The sequence below is a fragment of the Sporosarcina saromensis genome (assembly GCF_033253735.1).
Taxonomy (GTDB): domain Bacteria; phylum Bacillota; class Bacilli; order Bacillales_A; family Planococcaceae; genus Sporosarcina; species Sporosarcina saromensis.
In genome coordinates, this window is record NZ_JAUBDI010000007.1 from 80,389 (window position 1) to 101,799 (window position 21,411).

Genomic DNA, 21,411 nt, shown 5'->3' on the forward strand with positions numbered 1-21,411 from the left:
ACTATCAACCTTTTGTATATTATCATCTATCAATAGCTGTGTCAACAATAAAGAAGAAAAACGGGGAGGAGTTTTTTCTCCCCGTTTTCGTAACATTAATTTTCGGTTGCGACTGCTAAATCGTCACCTTGTTCCATTTGGATTTGGCGATAACGCTGCATCCCTGTTCCAGCTGGTACGAGTTTACCAATGATGACATTCTCTTTCAATCCGAGCAATTCATCTGTTTTACCTTTAATCGCTGCATCTGTCAAGACGCGCGTTGTTTCTTGGAACGAAGCTGCCGATAGGAATGATTCCGTCTCAAGCGAAGCTTTTGTAATACCAAGGATAACTGGTCTTGAAGTTGCTGGAGCTTTGCCGTTCTTTAACACTTCAGCATTCGCTTCTGCGAACTGATGAATATCGAGCAATGAGCCTGGAAGTAAATCTGTGTCGCCTGCTTCGATTACACGAACTTTACGGAGCATTTGGCGAACCATTACTTCTACGTGCTTATCACCGATTTCAACACCTTGCATACGGTAAACTTTTTGTACTTCTTTAAGAAGATACTCTTGAACAGTTGCAACATCTTTAACAATAATCAATTCTTTCGGATCGATAGAACCTTCAGTGATGCTATCTCCTCGATCGATCATATCGCCGACTGCAACTTTCAAGCGGGCATTGTATGGAGCGAGATACTTACGTGTCTCCACTTCACCTTGAATGGTAATCTCTTTTTGGCCTTCGCGGATTTCATCAATCTCAGTGACTTCACCTTTAATTTCTGAAATGACTGCTTGCCCTTTCGGATTACGCGATTCGAAAATCTCTTGGATACGTGGAAGACCGGATGTAATATCGTCCCCGGCAACCCCACCTGTATGGAAAGTACGCATTGTAAGCTGTGTACCTGGTTCTCCGATTGACTGGGCAGCGATAATACCAACTGCCTCACCGACTTCAACCGTTTCACCTGTCGCAAGGTTAATGCCGTAACATTTCTTACAAACACCATGTTTTGTATTACATGTAAATGCAGAACGGATTGTAAGTTTTTCAATTCCAGCATCGATAATTGCATTTGCAAGGTCAGCTGTAATGAGTCCGTCTTTCGCTACAATCACTTCACCTGTTTCAGGGTGACGGATTGTTTTCTTCGTATGACGGCCTTCGATACGTTCTTCGAGGGTTTCGATAATTTCTGTTCCCTCTTTAAGTGCACTTACTTCTAAGCCACGATCTGTACCACAATCATCTTCACGCACAATTACGTCTTGTGCAACGTCAACTAGACGACGCGTCAAGTAACCGGAATCGGCAGTTTTCAGTGCTGTATCGGCAAGACCTTTACGCGCACCGTGTGTAGAGATGAAGTACTCGAGAACCGTCAGACCTTCACGGAATGATGACTTGATCGGTAGTTCGATAATACGACCAGCCGGGTTGGCCATCAATCCCCGCATTCCTGCGAGCTGTGTAAAGTTGGACGCATTACCACGGGCTCCTGAGTCACTCATCATGTAAATCGGATTTGTATTTTCAAGAGAGTCCATCAGTTTGTCCTGGATGACGTCTTTCGCATTACTCCAATAAGAAATGACGCGATCATAACGCTCTTCTTCCGTAATGAGACCACGACGGAATTGTTGCGTCACTTTATCCACTTTACTTTGTGCTTCTTGTAAAATCTCATCCTTATTCGGCAAAACAACGATGTCGGAAATACCAACTGTAATTCCAGCACGAGTTGAATATTTAAATCCAAGGTTCTTCATACGGTCTAGCATACGAGAAGTTTCCGTAATATGGAACTTCTTGAAGATTTCCGCGATGATGTTTCCTAGAATTTTTTTACGGAACGGAAGGACAAGTTCACTATTTTGAATATGTTCCTTCACATTGACAGTCCCATCAATGAAATAGCGATCCGGCGTTTCGATTTGCAAGTTATGATTCGTCGGTTCATTGATGTACGGGAATGTTTCAGGAAGGATTTCATTGAAAATGAGCTTCCCTACTGTCGTCAATAGGAATTTATTATTTTGAGCTTCTGTAAATGTCGGGTTGTTCAATGATCCGGCATGAATAGCAATTCTTGAGTGAAGATGTACATGACCTGTTTGGTATGCAATCAATGCCTCATTCATATTGCTGAAGATTGAACCTTCACCGATGGAACCTGCTCTCTCCAATGTTAAGTAGTAGTTCCCTAATACCATGTCTTGGGAAGGTGTAACGACAGGTTTTCCGTCTTTCGGGTTCAAGATGTTTTGCGCTGCAAGCATGAGCAAACGTGCTTCAGCTTGTGCCTCTGCAGAAAGCGGCACGTGAACAGCCATTTGGTCACCGTCGAAGTCAGCGTTATACGCTGTACATACGAGCGGGTGAAGTTGAATAGCACGCCCTTCAACCAACATTGGTTCGAATGCTTGAATCCCAAGTCTGTGAAGAGTAGGGGCGCGGTTCAATAAGACCGGATGCTCTTTAATGACTTCTTCGAGTACGTCCCATACTTCAGAATGTAATCGTTCGATTTTACGCTTCGCACTTTTAATGTTATGCGCAAGACCACGTTCAACCAACTCTTTCATGACAAAAGGCTTGAACAATTCGATTGCCATTTCTTTCGGAAGTCCACATTGGTACATTTTCAAGTTAGGTCCAACGACAATTACCGAACGGCCAGAGTAGTCAACACGTTTTCCTAATAGGTTTTGACGGAAGCGACCTTGTTTCCCTTTCAACATATGAGAAAGAGACTTCAATGGACGGTTACCTGGTCCTGTTACTGGACGGCCACGACGACCATTATCGACTAACGCATCGACAGCTTCTTGCAACATACGTTTTTCGTTCTGCACGATAATACCAGGAGCACCTAAATCAAGTAGACGTTTTAACCGGTTGTTTCGGTTAATGACTCTTCGGTAAAGATCGTTCAAGTCAGAAGTTGCGAAACGACCACCGTCCAACTGTACCATCGGGCGAAGTTCTGGCGGGATGACAGGTAGTACTTCAAGAACCATCCATTCAGGACGGTTTCCAGAGTTACGGAAAGACTCGACGACTTCCAAGCGACGAATTGCACGCGTACGTCGTTGACCTTGTACAGTCTTCAACTCTTCTTTCAGCATTTCTGTTTCCTTATCCAAGTCAATCGCCATCAAAAGTTGTTCGATTGCTTCTGCACCCATAGCCGCTTGGAATTTCGAGCCGTACTTTTCACGGTATAGTCTATATTCCTTTTCAGAAAGCAGTTGTTTGCGTTCAAGTGGTGTATCTGCTGGATCTACAACTACATATGAAGCAAAATAAATAATCTCTTCCAAAGCACGTGGGGTCATGTCTAAGATGAGACCCATTCTGCTTGGAATTCCTTTGAAGTACCAGATATGTGTAACTGGAGCTGCAAGTTCGATATGTCCCATACGTTCACGACGTACCTTTTGTCGCGTCACTTCAACGCCACAACGATCACAGACAACGCCTTTGTAACGTACACGCTTATACTTACCGCAATGACATTCCCAGTCCTTTGTAGGACCAAAAATCCGCTCACAGAATAAACCGTCTTTCTCCGGTTTCAGTGTACGGTAGTTAATTGTTTCTGGTTTTTTCACTTCACCATATGACCAAGAACGAATCTTGTCAGGTGAAGCAAGGCCGATTTTCATATACTCAAAATTGTTTACATCTATCAAGGAGCCTACCTCCCTCTTATCTTATCTCCGCGATGGATTCTCATCAATATCGTTAAAATAGGGGAGTCTTCTTCAAAACTCCCCTATCCAATTCTGGTTACTATTATCTAAGCATCTATCCTACTTGCAATTCTGTAGGATTTCATTCTTTGACCATCTGCTGCAGTGACTTATACAGTTTGATCTTCAGCCATGAGATTCAATGCGTCAGTTGGTTGCATATCGTCGTCGTCATCAAGATCACGCATTTCGATTTCCTCGAATTCTTCTGTCAGCATTTTCACGTCCAAACCAAGACTTTGAAGTTCCTTGATCAATACTTTGAATGATTCAGGAACACCTGGTTGAGGTACGCTTTGTCCTTTGACGATCGCTTCATAAGTTTTCACACGTCCGACAACGTCATCCGACTTGACTGTTAGAATTTCTTGCAATGTATAAGCAGCCCCATAAGCTTCAAGCGCCCATACTTCCATCTCTCCGAAACGCTGTCCACCGAACTGAGCTTTACCGCCAAGTGGTTGTTGCGTAACGAGTGAGTAAGGACCTGTAGAACGAGCATGCAATTTATCGTCTACCATGTGCGCAAGTTTAATGAGGTACATGACACCGACCGAAACACGATTGTCAAACGGTTCACCAGAGCGTCCGTCATAAAGGATCGTTTTCCCATCACGGTTCATGCCCGCTTCTTCCATTGTAGACCACACATCTTCTTCGTTCGCTCCGTCAAATACTGGAGAAGCCATATGGACACCTAGGTTACGTGCTGCCATTCCTAAGTGCATTTCCAATACCTGTCCGATATTCATACGTGATGGAACGCCTAGTGGGTTCAACATGACATCAATCGGTGTACCATCTGGAAGGTATGGCATATCCGATTCAGGCAAGATACGGGAGATTACCCCTTTGTTACCATGACGTCCGGCCATTTTATCCCCAACGGAGATTTTACGTTTTTGAACGATGTACGCACGGACGAGCTGGTTAACGCCTGGTGGCAGTTCGTCACCATCTTCACGATTAAACACTTTTACGTCTAGTACAATTCCACCTGCACCATGTGGCACACGTAGGGATGTATCACGGACTTCACGCGCTTTTTCACCGAAAATAGCATGAAGAAGTCTTTCTTCTGCAGTAAGTTCCGTAACTCCTTTAGGGGTTACTTTACCAACGAGAATGTCTCCATCGCGTACTTCTGCACCGACGCGGATAATTCCACGGTCGTCAAGATTGCGAAGCGCTTCTTCACCAACGTTTGGAATATCTCTCGTGATTTCCTCAGGTCCGAGTTTCGTATCACGTGCTTCTGACTCGTATTCTTCAATATGAATTGAAGTGAAGACATCATCTTTTACAAGACGTTCGCTCATAATGATCGCATCTTCATAGTTGTAACCATCCCATGTCATGAAGGCAGTGAGGACGTTACGCCCTAAAGCAAGCTCTCCGCTATCCATGGAAGGACCATCTGCTAGGATGTCACGTGGTTTTACACGATCTCCTACGCTAACAATCGGTCGTTGGTTATAGCACGTCCCTTGGTTAGATCGGATGAAGTTTTCAAGCTTATAAATTGTGAGATCGCCTTTCACTTCTTTGTCGTCAACCGTTTCAATACGGCGAATGCGGATTTCTTTCGCTTCCACATGCTCGACAATTCCGTGATATTTTGCAATAACGGCAGCTCCAGAATCACGCGCTGATACGTGCTCCATACCTGTACCTACGAAAGGCGCCTCAGGGTTTAATAAAGGAACAGCTTGACGTTGCATGTTCGCTCCCATGAGTGCACGGTTGGAGTCATCGTTTTCCAAGAATGGAATACAAGCTGTCGCAGCAGACACGACTTGCTTAGGCGATACATCCATGTAATCGATCTGTTCACGTTTGAAGACTGTGTTGTCACCTTGGAAACGGCCAACAACTTCTTCATTGACGTATGAACCATCGTCGTTTAACAGAGCGTTCGCTTGTGCCACAACGTAATTATCTTCGATATCTGCAGTCAAATAATCAATTTGTTGTGTAACACGATTCGTTTCAGGATCCACTTTCCGATAAGGTGTTTCAATGAAACCGAATTTGTTCACTCGCGCAAATGTAGATAAGGAGTTGATCAATCCGATGTTCGGACCTTCCGGCGTTTCAATTGGACACATACGGCCATAGTGAGAGTAGTGAACGTCACGCACTTCCATTCCCGCACGTTCCCTCGTCAATCCACCTGGTCCGAGTGCAGATAATCTACGTTTATGTGTCAATTCTGCAAGAGGGTTCGTCTGATCCATGAACTGGGATAGCTGAGAGCTACCGAAGAACTCTTTAATTGACGCAATAACTGGACGGATGTTGATTAACTGTTGAGGAACGATTGATTGTGTATCGTTAATGGACATACGTTCTTTTACAACACGTTCCATACGGGACAAACCAATACGGAATTGGTTTTGTAGGAGTTCACCTACAGAACGAAGACGACGGTTACCAAGGTGGTCGATGTCATCCGTGTTCCCTACACCATGTAGCAAGTTGAAGAAATAACTGATGGACGCAACGATATCCGCTGGCGTAACATTTTTGATGGATTCATCAATGCTCGCATTGGAGATGACGTTAATCACTTGTTTTTCTTCACTCTTAGGTGCGTAGATTTTTATCGTCTGAATCGTTATGTCATCTTCAAGAACTCCACCTACGTGAGAAATCTCTTCAATACCGACACCTTTTTCAAGATGAGGGAGTATACGATCTAAAGTCCGGCGGTCAATAAGCTGGTCTTTTTCAAGTAGGATTTCACCTGTTTCAGGATCCACAAGCGTCTCAGCAAGTGTTTGATTGAAAAGGCGGTTTTGCAAATGAAGTTTTTTGTTCATCTTGTAACGACCTACGTTCGCCAAATCATAGCGTTTTGGATCGAAGAAGCGGGAGTAAAGTAAGCTTCTAGCGCTTTCCAACGTTGGTGGTTCGCCAGGACGTAAGCGCTCATAAATTTCAAGCAACGCTTTTTCGGAGTTTTCCGTATTGTCCTTTTCCAACGTATTCCGTAAGTATTCATTATCGCCAATCAAGTCGATAATTTCTTGGTCTGTCGAGAAACCAAGCGCGCGAAGAAGAACTGTAATTGGTAATTTACGTGTACGATCGATACGGACATGAACGACATCTTTCGCATCCGTTTCGTACTCTAACCAAGCTCCACGATTTGGAATAACCGTTGCCGCAAAGCCACGCTTACCGTTCTTATCTGTCTTATCATTGAAATAGACACTTGGAGAACGAACAAGCTGGGATACGATAACCCTTTCCGCACCGTTGATGATGAACGTTCCGTTTTCTGTCATAAGTGGGAAATCACCCATGAAAACGTCCTGCTCTTTCACTTCTTCGGTTTCTTTGTTGTGCAAACGTACTTTCACACGCAATGGCGCAGCATACGTAACGTCACGTTCCTTCGACTCATCAACAGGGTATTTCGGTTCACCAAGCTGATAATCAATGAACTCCAATGAAAGATTACCTGTGAAATCCTGAATCGGTGAAATGTCTCGAAACATTTCACGTAGTCCTTCTTCTAAGAACCACTCATAAGATGCCGTCTGGATTTCAATCAAATTCGGCAGCTCGAGAACTTCATTGATCCGCGCGAAACTTCTGCGCTGACGGTGTTGACCATACTGAACTAAATGACCTGTCAACTCTTTCACCCCTCAAAACAATATTAGTCCTTTGCGAAATCATAAAAATAGTGTATGATATCGAAAAAACAAAAAGAAAACGAGTTCCGGCAAGAGCTCATTTTCGGTTTAACAATCTTTTATCCATTGCCAGTATGCCTTAGTTTACCAAAACTTATGCAAAAGGGCACACGACCGCATTATATTATTTATGCATTTTACAATACTACCACAACGTTAGCCTTACGTCAACATTTTTTGGGCTTTCAGAATAAAGTACCCTTTTTTCTTTTCGACCGTTTCCACATTACCAAAAAGGTCTTCTAAATGTGCGATTGTAGAAGGAGCACCTTGCTTCTTTTGAATAACAACCCACAACACTCCGCCATTCGCCAACTTTGAAAAAGCGCCGTCGTAGATGCTGAATACCGTCTCTTTTCCTGCCCGGATTGGCGGATTTGTCAAAATAGCAGAAAAGCCTTCCATTTCTACAGAAGACAGTGCATCACTCGGATAGATTTCGACGTTTTGTATGCCATTCATTTCCGCATTTTCTTTCGCTAACGCCATCGCTCGCTCATTCACATCTACCATGTGAACTGTCCGATCCGGAAAAGATGCGGCAACCGATAAACCGATTGGGCCATACCCACAACCAACATCAAGCAAATTCCCTTCGGTTTCATTCATCCGAAATGCATCCGCAAGCAAGCGCGAGCCAAAATCCACTTCTCCCTTACTGAATACACCAGCATCCGTTTTAAAACGAAGTTGAACGCCACGGACCGTCGCACTCCATTCTTTCGGATCGCTTTTCACGGTAGGATTTTTAGAATAATAATGATCTGCCATTTCGTTCCTCCCTTCCTAACGAAAGGTTATCCAAATTTCTTTAAATATATCGTTATGCACAAAGTAAATGAAACGTTTCTTCATTACACAAGCGATACAGCACTTGCTTCAGAAAGATCCTTCATTCAACTAAATTCTCAAGCCTCATGCTACAAACTTTTTTGAGCAGAGATAAAAAAACGAAGAAAAGCCCGTCAACCGACGAGCCTTTCTCCCGTATAGAAAAATTACTTGATTTCGATTCCAGCGCCAACTTCTTCAAGTTTCGCTTTCATTTCTTCAGCTTCTTCTTTAGAAACGCCTTCTTTGATTGCTTTAGGAGCGTTATCAACTACTTCTTTCGCTTCTTTCAAGCCAAGGCCAGTAAGTTCACGTACAACTTTGATAACCTTGATTTTTTGGTCTCCTGCAGAAGCAAGAACTACGTCGAATTCAGTTTGCTCAGCAGCCGCTTCACCAGCACCTGCACCGCCAACCATTGCAACTGGAGCTGCAGCAGTTACGCCGAATTCTTCTTCGATTGCTTTTACTAGGTCGTTTAATTCAAGAACTGTCATTTCTTTAATCGCGTCAAGGATTTGTTCTTTAGTCATTATATGTTCCTCCTAAATAGGTTTTGTTTTGTCGGGTTTAACCCGCATATTGTCGTTCAGGCAACTTGATGGTGATTAAGCGCCTTGTTCCTCTTTTTGCTCTGCAACAGCTTTTGTTGCAAGCGCGAAGTTGCGCATTGGAGCTTGTAGAACGCTGAGTAGCATAGAAAGTAGACCTTCGCGTGATGGAAGTTCTGCCAATGCCTTAACATCTTCTACAGAAGCAACCGCACCTTCGATTACACCTGCTTTGATTTCAAGTTTGTCGTTCTTCTTAGCGAAATCGTTAAGGATTTTCGCAGGAGCGACTACATCTTCGTTAGAGAATGCAATTGCATTCGGTCCCACAAGATGTTCGTTCAAACCTTCAAGTCCTGCAGCTTCAGCAGCACGGCGAGACATTGAGTTTTTGTAAACTTTGAAGTCAATACCTGCTTCACGAAGTTGCTTACGAAGTTCAGTTACTTGGCTGACGTTTAGACCACGATAGTCAACAACGACAACAGAAACTGCTGATTTCAATTTACCTGAAATCTCTTCAACAACTGCTTGTTTAGCTTCAATTACTTTGCTCATCTTGACACCTCCTATAAGAATTCGGGGTCATTTATACCGATATGAAAAGCCCTCGGGCTCTACAAAGTAGAACACGAGGGCAGAAAAGTCGTCATCTTTAACGTGAAAGAGCGTCTTGTCCTCGGCAGGAAATTAAGCGAGTAATCGCACCTGCTGTCTACGGTACAAATGATTTAGTTCACAACAAACGAAATCTTACTACAAGATTTCAAACTTGTCAATGGTTTTTATTTAATAACTACAGAAGAAGGATCAACTTTGACCGCAGGACCCATTGTAGTCGTAATGTTTACAGACTTCATGTATGTCCCTTTCGCTGCAGCTGGTTTCGCTTTTTGAACAGTTTCAAATACAGTTTTGAAGTTTTCTTCAAGCTTTTCGTTATCGAAAGAAGCTTTTCCGATTGGCGCATGGATAATACCAGCTTTGTCCGCACGGTATTCAACTTTACCTGCTTTGATTTCTGCAACAGCTTTCGCAACATCAAATGTTACTGTACCTGTTTTAGGGTTTGGCATTAAGCCTTTTGGTCCTAGTACACGACCGATTTTACCAACTTCGCCCATCATGTCCGGAGTTGCAACGATAACGTCGAAATCGAACCAGCCTTGTTGGATTTTAGTGATATACTCTGCATCGCCTACGAAGTCTGCACCAGCAGCTTCCGCTTCTTTCAACTTTTCGCCTTTAGCGAAAACGAGTACGCGCTGAGTTTTACCAGTTCCGTTTGGAAGCACAACTGCCCCACGGATTTGCTGGTCGTTTTTACGAGTGTCGATTCCAAGACGGAATGCAACTTCAACAGTAGCATCAAAGTTTACTGTGCTCGTTTTTTTAGCAAGCTCAATCGCTTGTGACAATTCATACGCTTGTGTACGGTCGACAAGTTTCGCTGCTTCAGTGAATTTTTTACCTCTTTTAGCCATTTGCTATTTCCTCCTCATTGTGGTTTTAACGGATTGAACCTCCCACGAATAAGGGTTGCGTGTCCTAACGACAAGCGCAACCCCCACTACAAAGAAACACGTTACGGTCACACGAATCAGTCTTCGATCGTGATTCCCATACTGCGCGCAGTACCTTCAACCATTGCCATCGCTGCTTCAACTGATGCTGCGTTTAGATCCTGCATCTTTTGTTCTGCAATTTCGCGAACTTTATCACGTTTTACAGTAGCAACCTTCTTTTTGTTAGGCTCTCCTGAACCTTTTTGAAGATTAGCTGCAACTTTCAACAACACTGCTGCTGGTGGAGTTTTTGTAATAAAAGTGAATGAACGGTCCTCAAATACAGTTATTTCAACAGGAATGATTAAGCCTGCTTGATCTGCTGTACGTGCATTGAAATCTTTACAGAATCCCATGATGTTAACACCTGCTTGACCTAGTGCTGGTCCAACTGGTGGTGCTGGGTTTGCTTTACCTGCAGGGATTTGCAATTTCACAATTTTGGTAACTTTTTTAGCCACGAGACACACCTCCTTAAGTCCGTGATGTGGTAATTGGGTTGCCCCTCCCACTCAATATGTGTCTGCCGGTTTTCCCGGTAGAATTTGGTTAATCCGTCCAGACTGTTCAGATTACAGTCTGACCTTTGAAATGATACCATTATTCTGCCTATCTTGCAAGTGGTATTCACTTATATTTTTTCAACTTGTGCAAAGTCGAGTTCCATAATTGTTTCGCGTCCAAACATATCGACAGTAACACGCACTTTCCCTTTGTCCTGATCGATTTCTTCTACTTTCCCTTGGAAATGCGCGAATGGTCCTTCTAACACTTCAATCATTTCGCCGACTTCAAAATCGACTTCTGTTTTAGGCTCTTTCATGCCCATTTGCTTCAAGATGAAATCCACTTCCTCAGGTAAAAGAGGCGTCGGCTTCGCTCCCCCACCGGATGAACCGATAAAGCCCGTCACTCCAGGTGTGTTTCGAACGACATACCAAGAATCATCCGTCATAATAATTTCCACGAGGACATATCCTGGGAAAGTTTTTTTCATAACCGTTTTTTTCTTTCCGTCTTTAAAATCCGTTTCTTGCTCTTCAGGAATGACGACACGGAATATTTTATCTTGCATACCCATTGTCTCTACACGTTTTTCAAGGTTTGCCTTCACCTTATTTTCATACCCTGAATACGTGTGGACAACGTACCAATTTTTCTCCATTTCCATAATGACAAGGACTGTGTCCGTCCCTCCTTTTAAAAAATAAATAACATTTTTTCAACCCGTAATGCGCTATTTCCAAAGAAAAGAAAAAACCCGTACATAGTACAAGACGGGATATTTTCGACAAGGATATTCATGCTGCCTTATTATAACGCAATATACCATTCCATTACTTCTGAAATGCCTAAATCCACTAAACCAAAGTATACCGCCATAAAGATGACTGTAAAGATTACAACAATTGTATAACGTGTTAATTCTTTACGCTTTGGCCAGCTGACCTTCCTCATTTCAGAGACGACATTTTTCAAGAAACCAGTTAATTTCCCCATGCACTCGTAGACCTCCGAATATTATATAGATTACTGCATATTGCAATCAGATTGTCTGCTTATGTTCTGTATGTGTATTGCAATGATTGCAAAACTTCTTCACTGTAAATCGTTCTGTTGCTTGTTTATTGCCGGCCGGAATTACATAATTCCTCGACCCGCAACGCTCACAGCACAAAATCATCTTTTTAGACATTTTCTCACCCTAAACTCGTGTCATGCAAATGTTGTAAATAGTTTAAGTACATCGTCATTGTCTTGCTAAAGAGTACCATCTTACCTACACGATGTCAACACAATGGAAAATGCTTGGTAATCGCCACAATTGCCTTTTGGATGCATCAAACACTACCATTCTCTAAAGCTATTTTGGGACAAATTAATATACAGCATCTATTTGCATATGACGTTCCAATTTACGTTTAATCCGTTGTAATGCATTATCCACTGACTTTACTTGTCGATTCAACTCATCTGATATTTCTTGATAAGACTGGCCATCCAAATACAGCGACAACACTTGCTTTTCGAGTCCACTAAGAACTTTATTGATTTCACCTTCCATATGGACATAATCTTCCTTGAAAATCATTAAGTCCTGAGGATCATCAAGATCAGAACTAGCGATGACATCTAATAATGTCCGCTCCGATTCTTCATCATACACTGGCTTGTCCAAAGAGACGGAAGTATTCAATGGAATATGCTTCTGTCGAGTAGCGGTCTTAATCGCCGTAATAATTTGCCGTGTAATGCACAATTCAGCGAACGCTTTGAATGAACTCAATCGATCATCACGAAAATCACGGATCGCTTTATAAAGGCCAATCATTCCCTCTTGAATAATATCTTCGCGGTCTCCCCCCATCATGAAATAAGAGCGCGCTTTCATTTTGACAAAAGATTGATATTTGGTAATAAGAAAATCAAGTGCGTCCGCGCTCCCCCTTTGAACACAGATGATAAGCTCTTCATCGGAAAGTCCCGTGAAGTCAGTAGTGCCCCCATGAACGTATGTCTTTCCCACCAATCGCCACACCCCGATTCGTTATTGCCATTTCAACTAGTATACCGTATGGAAAAATTTTGCGTCAACCGTTCATTTCATTCCACGGCGCCATTTTTCAAATATTTCAGCAACATCATCAGACAGTTGAATCTTGGAAAACGGGCGTTGCTCTTGGATTACTTTCACTTTCTTTGAGATGATTTGATCAATTTCATTCATCTCGATTTCTAGTTCTCTCGCAGACTTCCTTAACGCACCTTGCGCAAAAATGACCCACTGCTCCGTTAAATCAGACGTCGCTACATGAATTTGTACACGACGCCCACTCAGTTCAGCAACCATTTTTTCAATCCGCTCATCCGCTGTTTCATTTTCTCGCGTAAAAACGACTTCCACTTGATGTTTTAAATTTTTCTTTTCAATGCCCGGCATTAAATGTGCATCAAAAATCACGACAACCCGCCAACCCATATGCGCTTTGTATTCTGCCATCCGTTCGATTAAACGGTCTCGCGCATCTGCAAGGCTGTCTGATTTTAGAGTTCTCAACTCAGGCCAAGCTCCAATTACGTTGTAGCCATCGACAAGTAAAATTTCCTGTTTCATGACTCAGAACGATGACAATCGCGTTTACGGAACACTTCATACATGAGCAATGCCGCAGCAACAGATGCGTTTAAAGACGTAACTTGTCCAACCATCGGCAAATGATAGAGAAAATCACATTTTTCCTTCAAAATGCGAGACATCCCTTTCCCTTCACTACCAATAATGATCGCTAGCGGTAACGTCGCATCCATTTTTCGATAGTCTTGAGAGCCTTTTGCATCCGTGCCTGCTATCCACACATTTCTTTTTTTCAGATCTTCCACTGTTTGAGATAAATTATTGACACGAACGACAGGAATATGCTCGATCGCCCCCGTCGACGCCTTCGCAACTACACCCGTCAAACCGACAGAACGACGCTTTGGAATAATGACGCCATGCACCCCCGTTGCATCCGCTGTACGAAGTATAGAACCTAAATTATGTGGATCTTCCAGTTCATCTAGGATTAGAAACAGAGGATCTTCTCCTCGTCGCTCCGCTATCGCAAACAAATCATCCAATTCTGCGTATGCATACGCAGCAACTGAAGCAATGACCCCTTGATGATTCACATCGAGCATGCCATCCAGTTTCTGTTTCGGCACAGCTTGTACAAGCACACCTGCTTGTTTTGCAAGCGAAAGAATCTCCCCTATGCTTTTTTTATTCAACCCTTCAGCGATCCAGATCTTATTTAACTCTCTACCTGATCGGAGGGCCTCCACTACTGGATTTTTACCACCAATCAATTCCGATTCCTGATTTGTCATGATGCACCCTCCTCATTAGGCTTTTCAATGAATTGCACTGTTTTCGTAATAATTTCTTCCACTCGCTCGTGCTTCCCAAGTAAATGCAAGTAGCCAAGAACCGCCTCAAACCCCGAGCTATGATTATACGTTACAACATCTGTGTTTTTAGGAACGGAACCAGACTTCGCGTTCCGACCGCGACGCAACACGGCTTCCTCCTCCTCCGTGAGGAAACCGTCCTGTTGCATCATTTTCACACTCGCAGCTTGTGCTTTTGCGGAAACGTACTTCGTCGCTTCTTTATGGAGAATATTCGGTTTCACACGACCCGAGCGCAATAGATGCTCCCGAATTGCCTGTTCATAAACAGCATCCCCCATATAGGCAAGTGCCAACGCATTTAATTGCTTGACGTCTATATCGCGCAATGTATACACGGCACTCACCCTCTCTTCCACCGCGTGCCTTGTGCAGTGTCTTCCAAAATAATACCTTGTTGTTTTAATACATCACGTATTTCGTCTGCACGTTGGAAGTTCTTCTCACGACGAGCAGTCAGCCGTTCTTCAATAAGCTGTTCAACGTCTTCATCCAACAAGTCCTGCTCTTGTTCAAATGGCAACCCAAGCACACCCATTAAACGATCAAATGTCTCGATGAAGTATGTTAATACAGTAGTTTGTGTATTTTTCTCCTTCAGATAAACATTCGCCGTCTTCGCAAGTTCAAAAATCGCCGCAATGGCATTTGCCGTATTAAAGTCATCGTCCATCGCCTCTTCAAACTGGCGGACCACTTCATCCACTTTGTACGTCCAAATGTCTTGCTGATCGCCAAGGTCTGCCGACAAATCCAAACGGTGTTGCAAATTGGTGTACGCTGTTTGAATGCGCTCCAACCCATTTGCGGCACTTTCCACTAGTTCTTGTGAAAAATTCACTGGATGACGGTATTGAACAGACAGCATGAAGAACCTAAGCACTCTCGGACTAATTTTTTGGCGGATATCATGCACAAGAATAAAGTTCCCTAGTGATTTCGACATCTTTTCATTATCAATATTAATATAGCCATTATGCATCCAATAGCGCGCAAATTGCTTCCCTGTCATCGCTTCGGATTGCGCAATTTCATTTTCATGGTGTGGGAATGTCAAATCCTGACCACCCGCATGGATATCAATCGTATCGCCCAAATGCTCTCTTGCCATAACAGAACATTCAATATGCCACCCAGGACGACCATGCCCCCAAGGACTGCTCCAAGCGATTTCTCCTTCTTTGGCAGATTTCCATAATGCAAAGTCTAGCGGATTCTCTTTAATCCCACTATCCTCAATGCGCGCTCCGACTTTCAACTCATCGATTGATTGATGTGACAGCTTGCCATACCCATCAAAACTGCGCGTACGGAAATACACATCTCCTTGCGCTTCATACGCATACCCTTTGTCAATCAACACTTGAATAAATTCCACAATGTCGTCAATATGCTCCGTCACTCGCGGATGGGCATTCGCTTTTGTGCAACCAAGTGCACCAACATCTTCGAAATACGCGTTAATGAAACGATCTGTTAGCTCCCCAACCTCTTCACCGAGCTCATTTGCCGTCTTTATGATCTTATCGTCCACATCTGTGAAGTTCGAAACAAAATTCACTTCATAGCCACGATACTCCAAATATTTTCGTACCGTATCAAACACAATAACCGGCCTTGCATTTCCAATATGGATGTAGTTGTAGACAGTCGGTCCGCACACATACATCTTCACCTTACCTTCTTCCAAAGGAATAAAAGGCTCTTTCTTTCGCGTCAATGAGTTAAAAATTTGAATGCCCATCAAGATTCCCCTCTTTCTTTTCTAATTCTTCTATTCGTTTTTTCAGCATTGCGATTTCATTTTCCAATTGGTTACACGTATCAGTAACCGGATCCGGCATATTCCGGTGATCGTGTTTATCCTTCACACGTACGCCGTTTGTCATGACGACCTTCCCCGGTATGCCGACAACCGTCGAATCAGCAGGTACATCTTTTAACACGACAGAACCTGCGCCCACTTTACTATTGTCTCCGATTGTAATAGAGCCTAACACTTTCGCCCCTGAAGCGACTAGCACATTGTTCCCTAGCGTCGGATGACGTTTGCCTTTCTCTTTCCCAGTCCCACCAAGTGTAACCCCTTGATACAACGTGACATCATCTCCAATTTCACACGTCTCACCGATAACAATCCCCATGCCATGGTCAATGAACAACCGGCGACCAATCGTCGCACCTGGATGTATTTCAATTCCCGTAAAAAACCGACTGATCTGTGAGATAAATCGCGCTAGAAAGGACAGATTCCGTTTATACAACGCATGCGCAAGCCGATGCGCCCAAATCGCATGAAGCCCTGAATACGTCAACACCACTTCGAAAGTGCTCCGTGCTGCAGGATCCTGTTCAAATATGCATCTAATGTCTTCCCTCATCCTACGTATCACTCCACTTCCTCCTATCTCACTTCTTTTCAAAACACAAAAACGCCCCTGTCCATAATTAGACAGAGACGCATATATGCGCGGTTCCACTCCGCTTGGAAGAAACCAGTGACCTGGCCACTTCCCGCTTATCGCCTATTAACGCTGGCGAAGCGTCCAGCCTACTTCACTTTTCGGCACGGCACTCAAAGGGGCATTTCCGTATTACAGAGGCACAGATCACTTCCAGCCGACGATGATCCTCTCTGAAGCGCATGCAATACGTACTTCTCCTTATCAAAGCTTTCTATATCCAAAACTATAATTGACTATACGAACGACGTACTTCGATTATGCACGAAGACGCACACCCTTGCAACTCTAAAACGACGCAACCCTTAGAACTACTTAGAACAAAGCATAACAACTTGAATCCCAGCATAACTCTTCAGAACACCGCATATTTCTTCAAAACACAGCATAGCTCCTCAGAACGCCGCATATCTCCTAAAATCACAGCATAGCTCCTCAGAACGCCGCATAACTCTTCCAATCACAGCATAACTCCTCAGAACGACGCATATCTCTTCAAATCACAACATATCTCCTCAGAACGCCGCATAACTCCAAATCAACTCAAGCTTTCGCATACTTCGAAACGCGCTCAATTGTCGTTTCCTTGCCAATCAACGCAATGGAATCCGGCAACTCTGGTCCGTGCGCTTGACCCGTCGCTACTACACGAATCGGCATAAACAAATTCTTTCCTTTATGGCCTGTTTCCTTTTGCACATTTTTAATTGCTGCCTTGATGGAAGCCGGATCAAACGATTCCAACTCCTCCAATTGACGTTGGAAAGCAGCCATTACTTCTGGCACTTGTTCGCCCGCCAAGATTTCTTTAGTTTGTTCATCATATTCAATATGATCCGTGAAGAATTGGGCGGTCAATTCAACAATTTCAGCTCCATAACTTAGTTGCGCTTGGTACAAAGCAATCAAATCATGAACCCACTTGCGTTCCTCTTCCGTCATCTCCTCGTTCACACGACCTGCCGCTTGCAAATGCGGTAACGTCAACTCGACGACTTCATCCAAACTTAATTTTTTAACGTACTGGTTATTCATCCACGTCAATTTTTGTTTATCAAACATAGATGGAGACTTAGATAGACGACTTTCATCGAACAACTCAATGAGTTGATCCTTCGTAAAGATCTCCTCTTCTCCAACTGGAGACCAACCGAGCAACGCAAAGAAATTAAACATCGCTTCCGGTAAATAACCTAGGTCCTTATATTGGGAAATGAACTGAATAATCGACTCATCACGTTTAGATAGCTTTTTCCGATCCTCATTGACAATTAACGTCATATGACCAAAACGTGGATAGTCCCATCCGAACACATCATAGATCATTAATTGCTTCGGCGTATTCGTCAAATGCTCTTCTCCACGGAAAACATGTGAAATTTTCATCAAATGGTCATCAATGACAACCGCAAAGTTATACGTCGGGATACCGTTCGCTTTCACAACTACCCAATCACCAACATCTTCTGATTCAAATACAACTTCTCCACGAACAAGGTCATCCACTTTATACGTCACGTTTTCAGGCACGCGCATACGGATTGTATACGGCATACCAGCCGCTTCTTTTTCAGCAACCTCTTCAGCAGTCAGATTTCTGCAAGTGCCCGCATACATCGGCGCAGCAATGCCAGCACTTTTTTGCTTCTCGCGCTCAGCTTCCAACTCTTCTGTTGTACAGAAACATTTATACGCATGACCGCCATCAAGCAACTCTTGCGCATATTTCGTATAGAGATCCAGACGTTCCATTTGGCGATACGGACCATAGTCCCCACCGATGTCTACCGATTCGTCGTACTCGACGCCAAGCCACTTCAAATTATCAAGTTGTGATAACTCACCCGCTTCAATATTACGGGCAATATCGGTATCCTCAATTCGGATAATGAATTTCCCGCCGTGATGTTTTGCGAATAAGTAATTGAATAATGCCGTCCGGGCACCACCGATATGTAAATGGCCAGTCGGACTTGGCGCATAACGTACTCGTACTTCTGTTGTCATTAAAAGCATCTCCGTTCATGTTTGATTCAAGTGTCATTTTATCACTGCTGAAGCTGATTTAAAAGGGCGATGAACGTATTGCTCGTCTATCATTGCCAATGAAGCACTATTCCCTTGCTTCATTGGACAACACGTTTTGACTCGCGGTCCATGGCCCTTACAGCATTTATTCGTTTTTCAAAAGAAGAATTGTCGCCATCGAAGCAATTCCTTCTTCTCTACCGACAAACCCTAACTTTTCAGTCGTTGTCGCTTTCACGTTCACTTGCGATACATCTGCATGCAACAGTTCTGCAATACGCGCACGGATTGTCTCGATATGAGGCGCCATTTTAGGTTTCTGCGCCATAATCGTACAATCGATATTGCCTAACCGATAACCTTTCTGTTCAACAATGCTCCACACTTTTTCAAGCAGAACCGCTGAGTCAGCATCTTTAAAAGCAGCATCCGTATCCGGAAAATGTCTGCCTATATCCCCTTCACCAATCGCCCCTAAAGCAGCGTCCGTCACAGTATGTAACAATACATCCGCATCTGAATGGCCGATCAGCCCTTTATCATACGGAATGGTAATCCCACCAATTATTAATGGACGTCCTTCTGCAAACTCATGCACATCAAACCCTTGTCCAACTCGAATCATCCAAACCCCTCCTACTGTCTACGTTTCAAGAGGACTTCACCAAATAGCAAGTCCTCACTCGTCGTCATTTTCACATTATCGTACGTACTTTCAACGATGCGAACAGGCACACCAAGCTGTTCCACAATCATCGATTCGTCCGTCCCTAAAAAACCATCTGCTTCCGCCTTTTCAGAAGCTTCCTTTAGAAGTTCATAACGAAAAGCTTGTGGTGTCTGAATGGACCACAATTTTGAGCGGTCTACCGTCTGTTCCACTACACCATCGACAGTCACTTTAATCGTATCCTTAACAGGCACTCCCGCAATGGCTGCGCCGTACTCACTTGCCACCTCAACGAGTTTACGAATGACATCTTGGTGAATGAACGGACGTGCTGCATCATGCACGAGCACAACTCCGCCATCTTGATGCGCTTGAATGCAAGCAGCTACACTTTGTTGCCGCTCCGCACCACCAGGAACCATCGCCTTTACTTTCGTTATGCCGTATGCCTGGAGCATCTGTTCAATGGTCGGTCGCTCTTCCGGTTTGACGGATAAAATCATTCCTTCACAGTTGTGATCCCGCTCAAACACATCCAATGTATGCATGAGAATCGGCTTTCCCGCCAACTCCAAAAATAATTTATTGAACCCCGCTCCCATGCGGCGCCCACTTCCTGCAGCAGGGAGCATTACAGTATAAGTCTCCATCAACAAGCCTCTTCCTTACGATTTTGCCGATTTCCCATTCTTCGGTTTCGCAAAAATCATTCTTCCAGCAGAAGTTTGCAACACACTCGTAACGACAACATCGATTGTGTTCCCAATATGCGATCTACCTTCTTCAATGACGATCATCGTTCCATCATCCAAGTATGCAACTCCTTGGTTATGCTCTTTACCGTCCTTGATGACAACGACATGCATCTCTTCACCTGGAATGACGACCGGTTTCACAGCGTTTGCCAAGTCATTAATATTCAACACATCGACACCGTGTAAATCAGCTACTTTATTCAAATTAAAATCGTTCGTCACAACAAGACCATTCATACTTTTAGCAAGTCGCACAAGTTTCAAGTCCACTTCCGCAACATCATTAAAATCTTCATCGGTAATCAAAACACTCGGGCCGTCTTCCGTTTGCAACCTTTTCAACACATCAAGCCCTCTTCTACCTTTCGTCCGTTTCAACGAATCCGACGAATCAGCAATATGCTGAAGCTCTGTCAGCATGAACTGCGGAACAACGAGCACACCTTCAAGAAACCCAGTCGCTGCAATATCAGCAATACGCCCGTCTATAATGACACTCGTATCGAGAATCTTATTGACTTTTGCTTCTGATTGAACAGAAGCATCCGACCCATCCTTCTTCTTTTGGCTACTAGTTCGCATCGCAAATAAAGCATGCAAAAATTCTTCTCGTTTCTTGAACCCTACTTGGAAGCCAAGATACCCAAGCAAGATTGAAAGCAATATCGGAAGAATGGAAGTAATAATCGGGATTTCAATACTACTTAATCCGAAACTGACTAAAAACGCAACACTTAATCCGACAATCAACCCGATTGTCCCAAATAGCAAGTCAAAAATTGGCGCTTTCAACAACAAATCTTCCATCCACTTAATAAAATTGACGATCGGATCTGCGATGAACAGACCTAGTAAATATAATACAATTGCCCCTAAAACTGCAGCTACATATGGATTGTCAATCATCGGCTGAGAAGTAAAAGAAGATAAAGTAAATAAATACGGTAAAAATAATACGCCGAGTGTCCCTCCTACAAGGAGCAATCCAATTTGCACCACTCTTTTCAACATGCACAACACCTCCATTTCATTATTCAATACTATACATGTTTTTTAGCGCATTCGCTGTTCTGAACCATTGACATCACTTGATTTCCTACTATGGTTAGGACTCTCAAACATCCGTCAAAGTTCCTGCCCCCCTT

General features: G+C 43.5%; 20 protein-coding genes and 2 other annotated features. All 20 genes read right to left on the minus strand.

Annotation, left to right across the window (positions count from 1 at the left end; genetic code table 11):
• Nucleotides 1-95: 95 nt before the first annotated feature.
• The gene (gene rpoC / locus QT711_RS09375) at nt 96-3,689 is read right to left on the minus strand and encodes a DNA-directed RNA polymerase subunit beta' (RefSeq protein ID WP_317943704.1); all 3,594 of its coding nucleotides are present in this window, start codon (nt 3,687-3,689) and stop codon (nt 96-98) included.
• 170 nt (nt 3,690-3,859) lie between these two features.
• The gene (rpoB, locus tag QT711_RS09380; protein WP_317943705.1) at nt 3,860-7,402 is read right to left on the minus strand and encodes a DNA-directed RNA polymerase subunit beta; all 3,543 of its coding nucleotides are present in this window, start codon (nt 7,400-7,402) and stop codon (nt 3,860-3,862) included.
• Between the two features lie 213 nt (nt 7,403-7,615).
• The gene (locus tag QT711_RS09385; RefSeq protein WP_317943707.1) at nt 7,616-8,224 is read right to left on the minus strand and encodes a class I SAM-dependent methyltransferase; all 609 of its coding nucleotides are present in this window, start codon (nt 8,222-8,224) and stop codon (nt 7,616-7,618) included.
• Nucleotides 8,225-8,451: 227 nt separating this feature from the next.
• Nucleotides 8,452-8,817, minus strand: coding sequence for a 50S ribosomal protein L7/L12 (rplL, locus tag QT711_RS09390; protein ID WP_317943709.1), 366 nt, complete (start codon nt 8,815-8,817; stop codon nt 8,452-8,454).
• A gap of 75 nt (nt 8,818-8,892) precedes the next feature.
• The gene (gene rplJ / locus QT711_RS09395; RefSeq protein ID WP_317943711.1) at nt 8,893-9,393 is read right to left on the minus strand and encodes a 50S ribosomal protein L10; all 501 of its coding nucleotides are present in this window, start codon (nt 9,391-9,393) and stop codon (nt 8,893-8,895) included.
• A 33-nt stretch (nt 9,394-9,426) separates the two neighbouring features.
• Nucleotides 9,427-9,574 (minus strand) — a sequence feature (ribosomal protein L10 leader region).
• A gap of 46 nt (nt 9,575-9,620) precedes the next feature.
• Nucleotides 9,621-10,319, minus strand: coding sequence for a 50S ribosomal protein L1 (rplA, locus tag QT711_RS09400; RefSeq protein ID WP_317943712.1), 699 nt, complete (start codon nt 10,317-10,319; stop codon nt 9,621-9,623).
• 116 nt (nt 10,320-10,435) lie between these two features.
• Nucleotides 10,436-10,861: a 50S ribosomal protein L11 gene (gene rplK, locus QT711_RS09405; RefSeq protein ID WP_060203386.1), complete on the minus strand. Its 426-nt coding sequence runs from the start codon at nt 10,859-10,861 to the stop codon at nt 10,436-10,438.
• Between the two features lie 170 nt (nt 10,862-11,031).
• The gene (gene nusG, locus QT711_RS09410; protein ID WP_317943713.1) at nt 11,032-11,565 is read right to left on the minus strand and encodes a transcription termination/antitermination protein NusG; all 534 of its coding nucleotides are present in this window, start codon (nt 11,563-11,565) and stop codon (nt 11,032-11,034) included.
• A 149-nt stretch (nt 11,566-11,714) separates the two neighbouring features.
• Nucleotides 11,715-11,900, minus strand: a complete 186-nt coding sequence (gene secE / locus QT711_RS09415; RefSeq protein ID WP_317943715.1) for a preprotein translocase subunit SecE — start codon at nt 11,898-11,900, stop codon at nt 11,715-11,717.
• Between the two features lie 46 nt (nt 11,901-11,946).
• Entirely contained in the window at nt 11,947-12,096 is a 150-nt protein-coding gene (gene rpmG, locus QT711_RS09420; protein WP_317943717.1) for a 50S ribosomal protein L33, read from the minus strand.
• A gap of 183 nt (nt 12,097-12,279) precedes the next feature.
• Nucleotides 12,280-12,930: an RNA polymerase sporulation sigma factor SigH gene (gene sigH, locus QT711_RS09425; protein ID WP_371390409.1), complete on the minus strand. Its 651-nt coding sequence runs from the start codon at nt 12,928-12,930 to the stop codon at nt 12,280-12,282.
• A gap of 69 nt (nt 12,931-12,999) precedes the next feature.
• Nucleotides 13,000-13,515 carry an NYN domain-containing protein gene (locus QT711_RS09430; RefSeq protein ID WP_317943720.1) on the minus strand — a complete coding sequence of 172 codons (516 nt, stop codon included), beginning with the start codon at nt 13,513-13,515 and terminating at the stop codon, nt 13,000-13,002.
• Nucleotides 13,512-14,270 (minus strand): 23S rRNA (guanosine(2251)-2'-O)-methyltransferase RlmB, encoded by a 759-nt coding sequence (gene rlmB / locus QT711_RS09435; RefSeq protein WP_317943721.1) that lies wholly within the window; start codon nt 14,268-14,270, stop codon nt 13,512-13,514. Before rlmB ends, QT711_RS09430 begins: the two co-directional genes overlap by 4 nt.
• Nucleotides 14,267-14,689, minus strand: a complete 423-nt coding sequence (locus QT711_RS09440; protein ID WP_317943799.1) for a Mini-ribonuclease 3 — start codon at nt 14,687-14,689, stop codon at nt 14,267-14,269. The genes rlmB and QT711_RS09440 overlap by 4 nt, the downstream gene beginning before the upstream one ends.
• A gap of 5 nt (nt 14,690-14,694) precedes the next feature.
• Nucleotides 14,695-16,095 (minus strand): cysteine--tRNA ligase, encoded by a 1,401-nt coding sequence (cysS, locus tag QT711_RS09445; RefSeq protein WP_317943722.1) that lies wholly within the window; start codon nt 16,093-16,095, stop codon nt 14,695-14,697.
• On the minus strand, nt 16,076-16,744 hold the full coding sequence (gene cysE, locus QT711_RS09450) for a serine O-acetyltransferase (protein WP_317943724.1): 669 nt from the start codon (nt 16,742-16,744) through the stop codon (nt 16,076-16,078). The genes cysS and cysE overlap by 20 nt, the downstream gene beginning before the upstream one ends.
• A 58-nt stretch (nt 16,745-16,802) precedes the next feature.
• Nucleotides 16,803-17,030: a binding site (T-box leader), on the minus strand.
• A 326-nt stretch (nt 17,031-17,356) separates the two neighbouring features.
• Nucleotides 17,357-18,820, minus strand: a complete 1,464-nt coding sequence (gene gltX, locus QT711_RS09455) for a glutamate--tRNA ligase (RefSeq protein ID WP_317943726.1) — start codon at nt 18,818-18,820, stop codon at nt 17,357-17,359.
• Nucleotides 18,821-18,986: 166 nt separating this feature from the next.
• Nucleotides 18,987-19,466 (minus strand): 2-C-methyl-D-erythritol 2,4-cyclodiphosphate synthase, encoded by a 480-nt coding sequence (gene ispF / locus QT711_RS09460; RefSeq protein ID WP_317943727.1) that lies wholly within the window; start codon nt 19,464-19,466, stop codon nt 18,987-18,989.
• 11 nt (nt 19,467-19,477) lie between these two features.
• On the minus strand, nt 19,478-20,161 hold the full coding sequence (gene ispD / locus QT711_RS09465; protein ID WP_317943729.1) for a 2-C-methyl-D-erythritol 4-phosphate cytidylyltransferase: 684 nt from the start codon (nt 20,159-20,161) through the stop codon (nt 19,478-19,480).
• Nucleotides 20,162-20,176: 15 nt separating this feature from the next.
• Complete coding sequence (locus QT711_RS09470; RefSeq protein ID WP_317943730.1) at nt 20,177-21,277, minus strand: PIN/TRAM domain-containing protein; 1,101 nt, start codon at nt 21,275-21,277, stop codon at nt 20,177-20,179.
• Between the last annotated feature and the right edge of the window lie 134 nt (nt 21,278-21,411).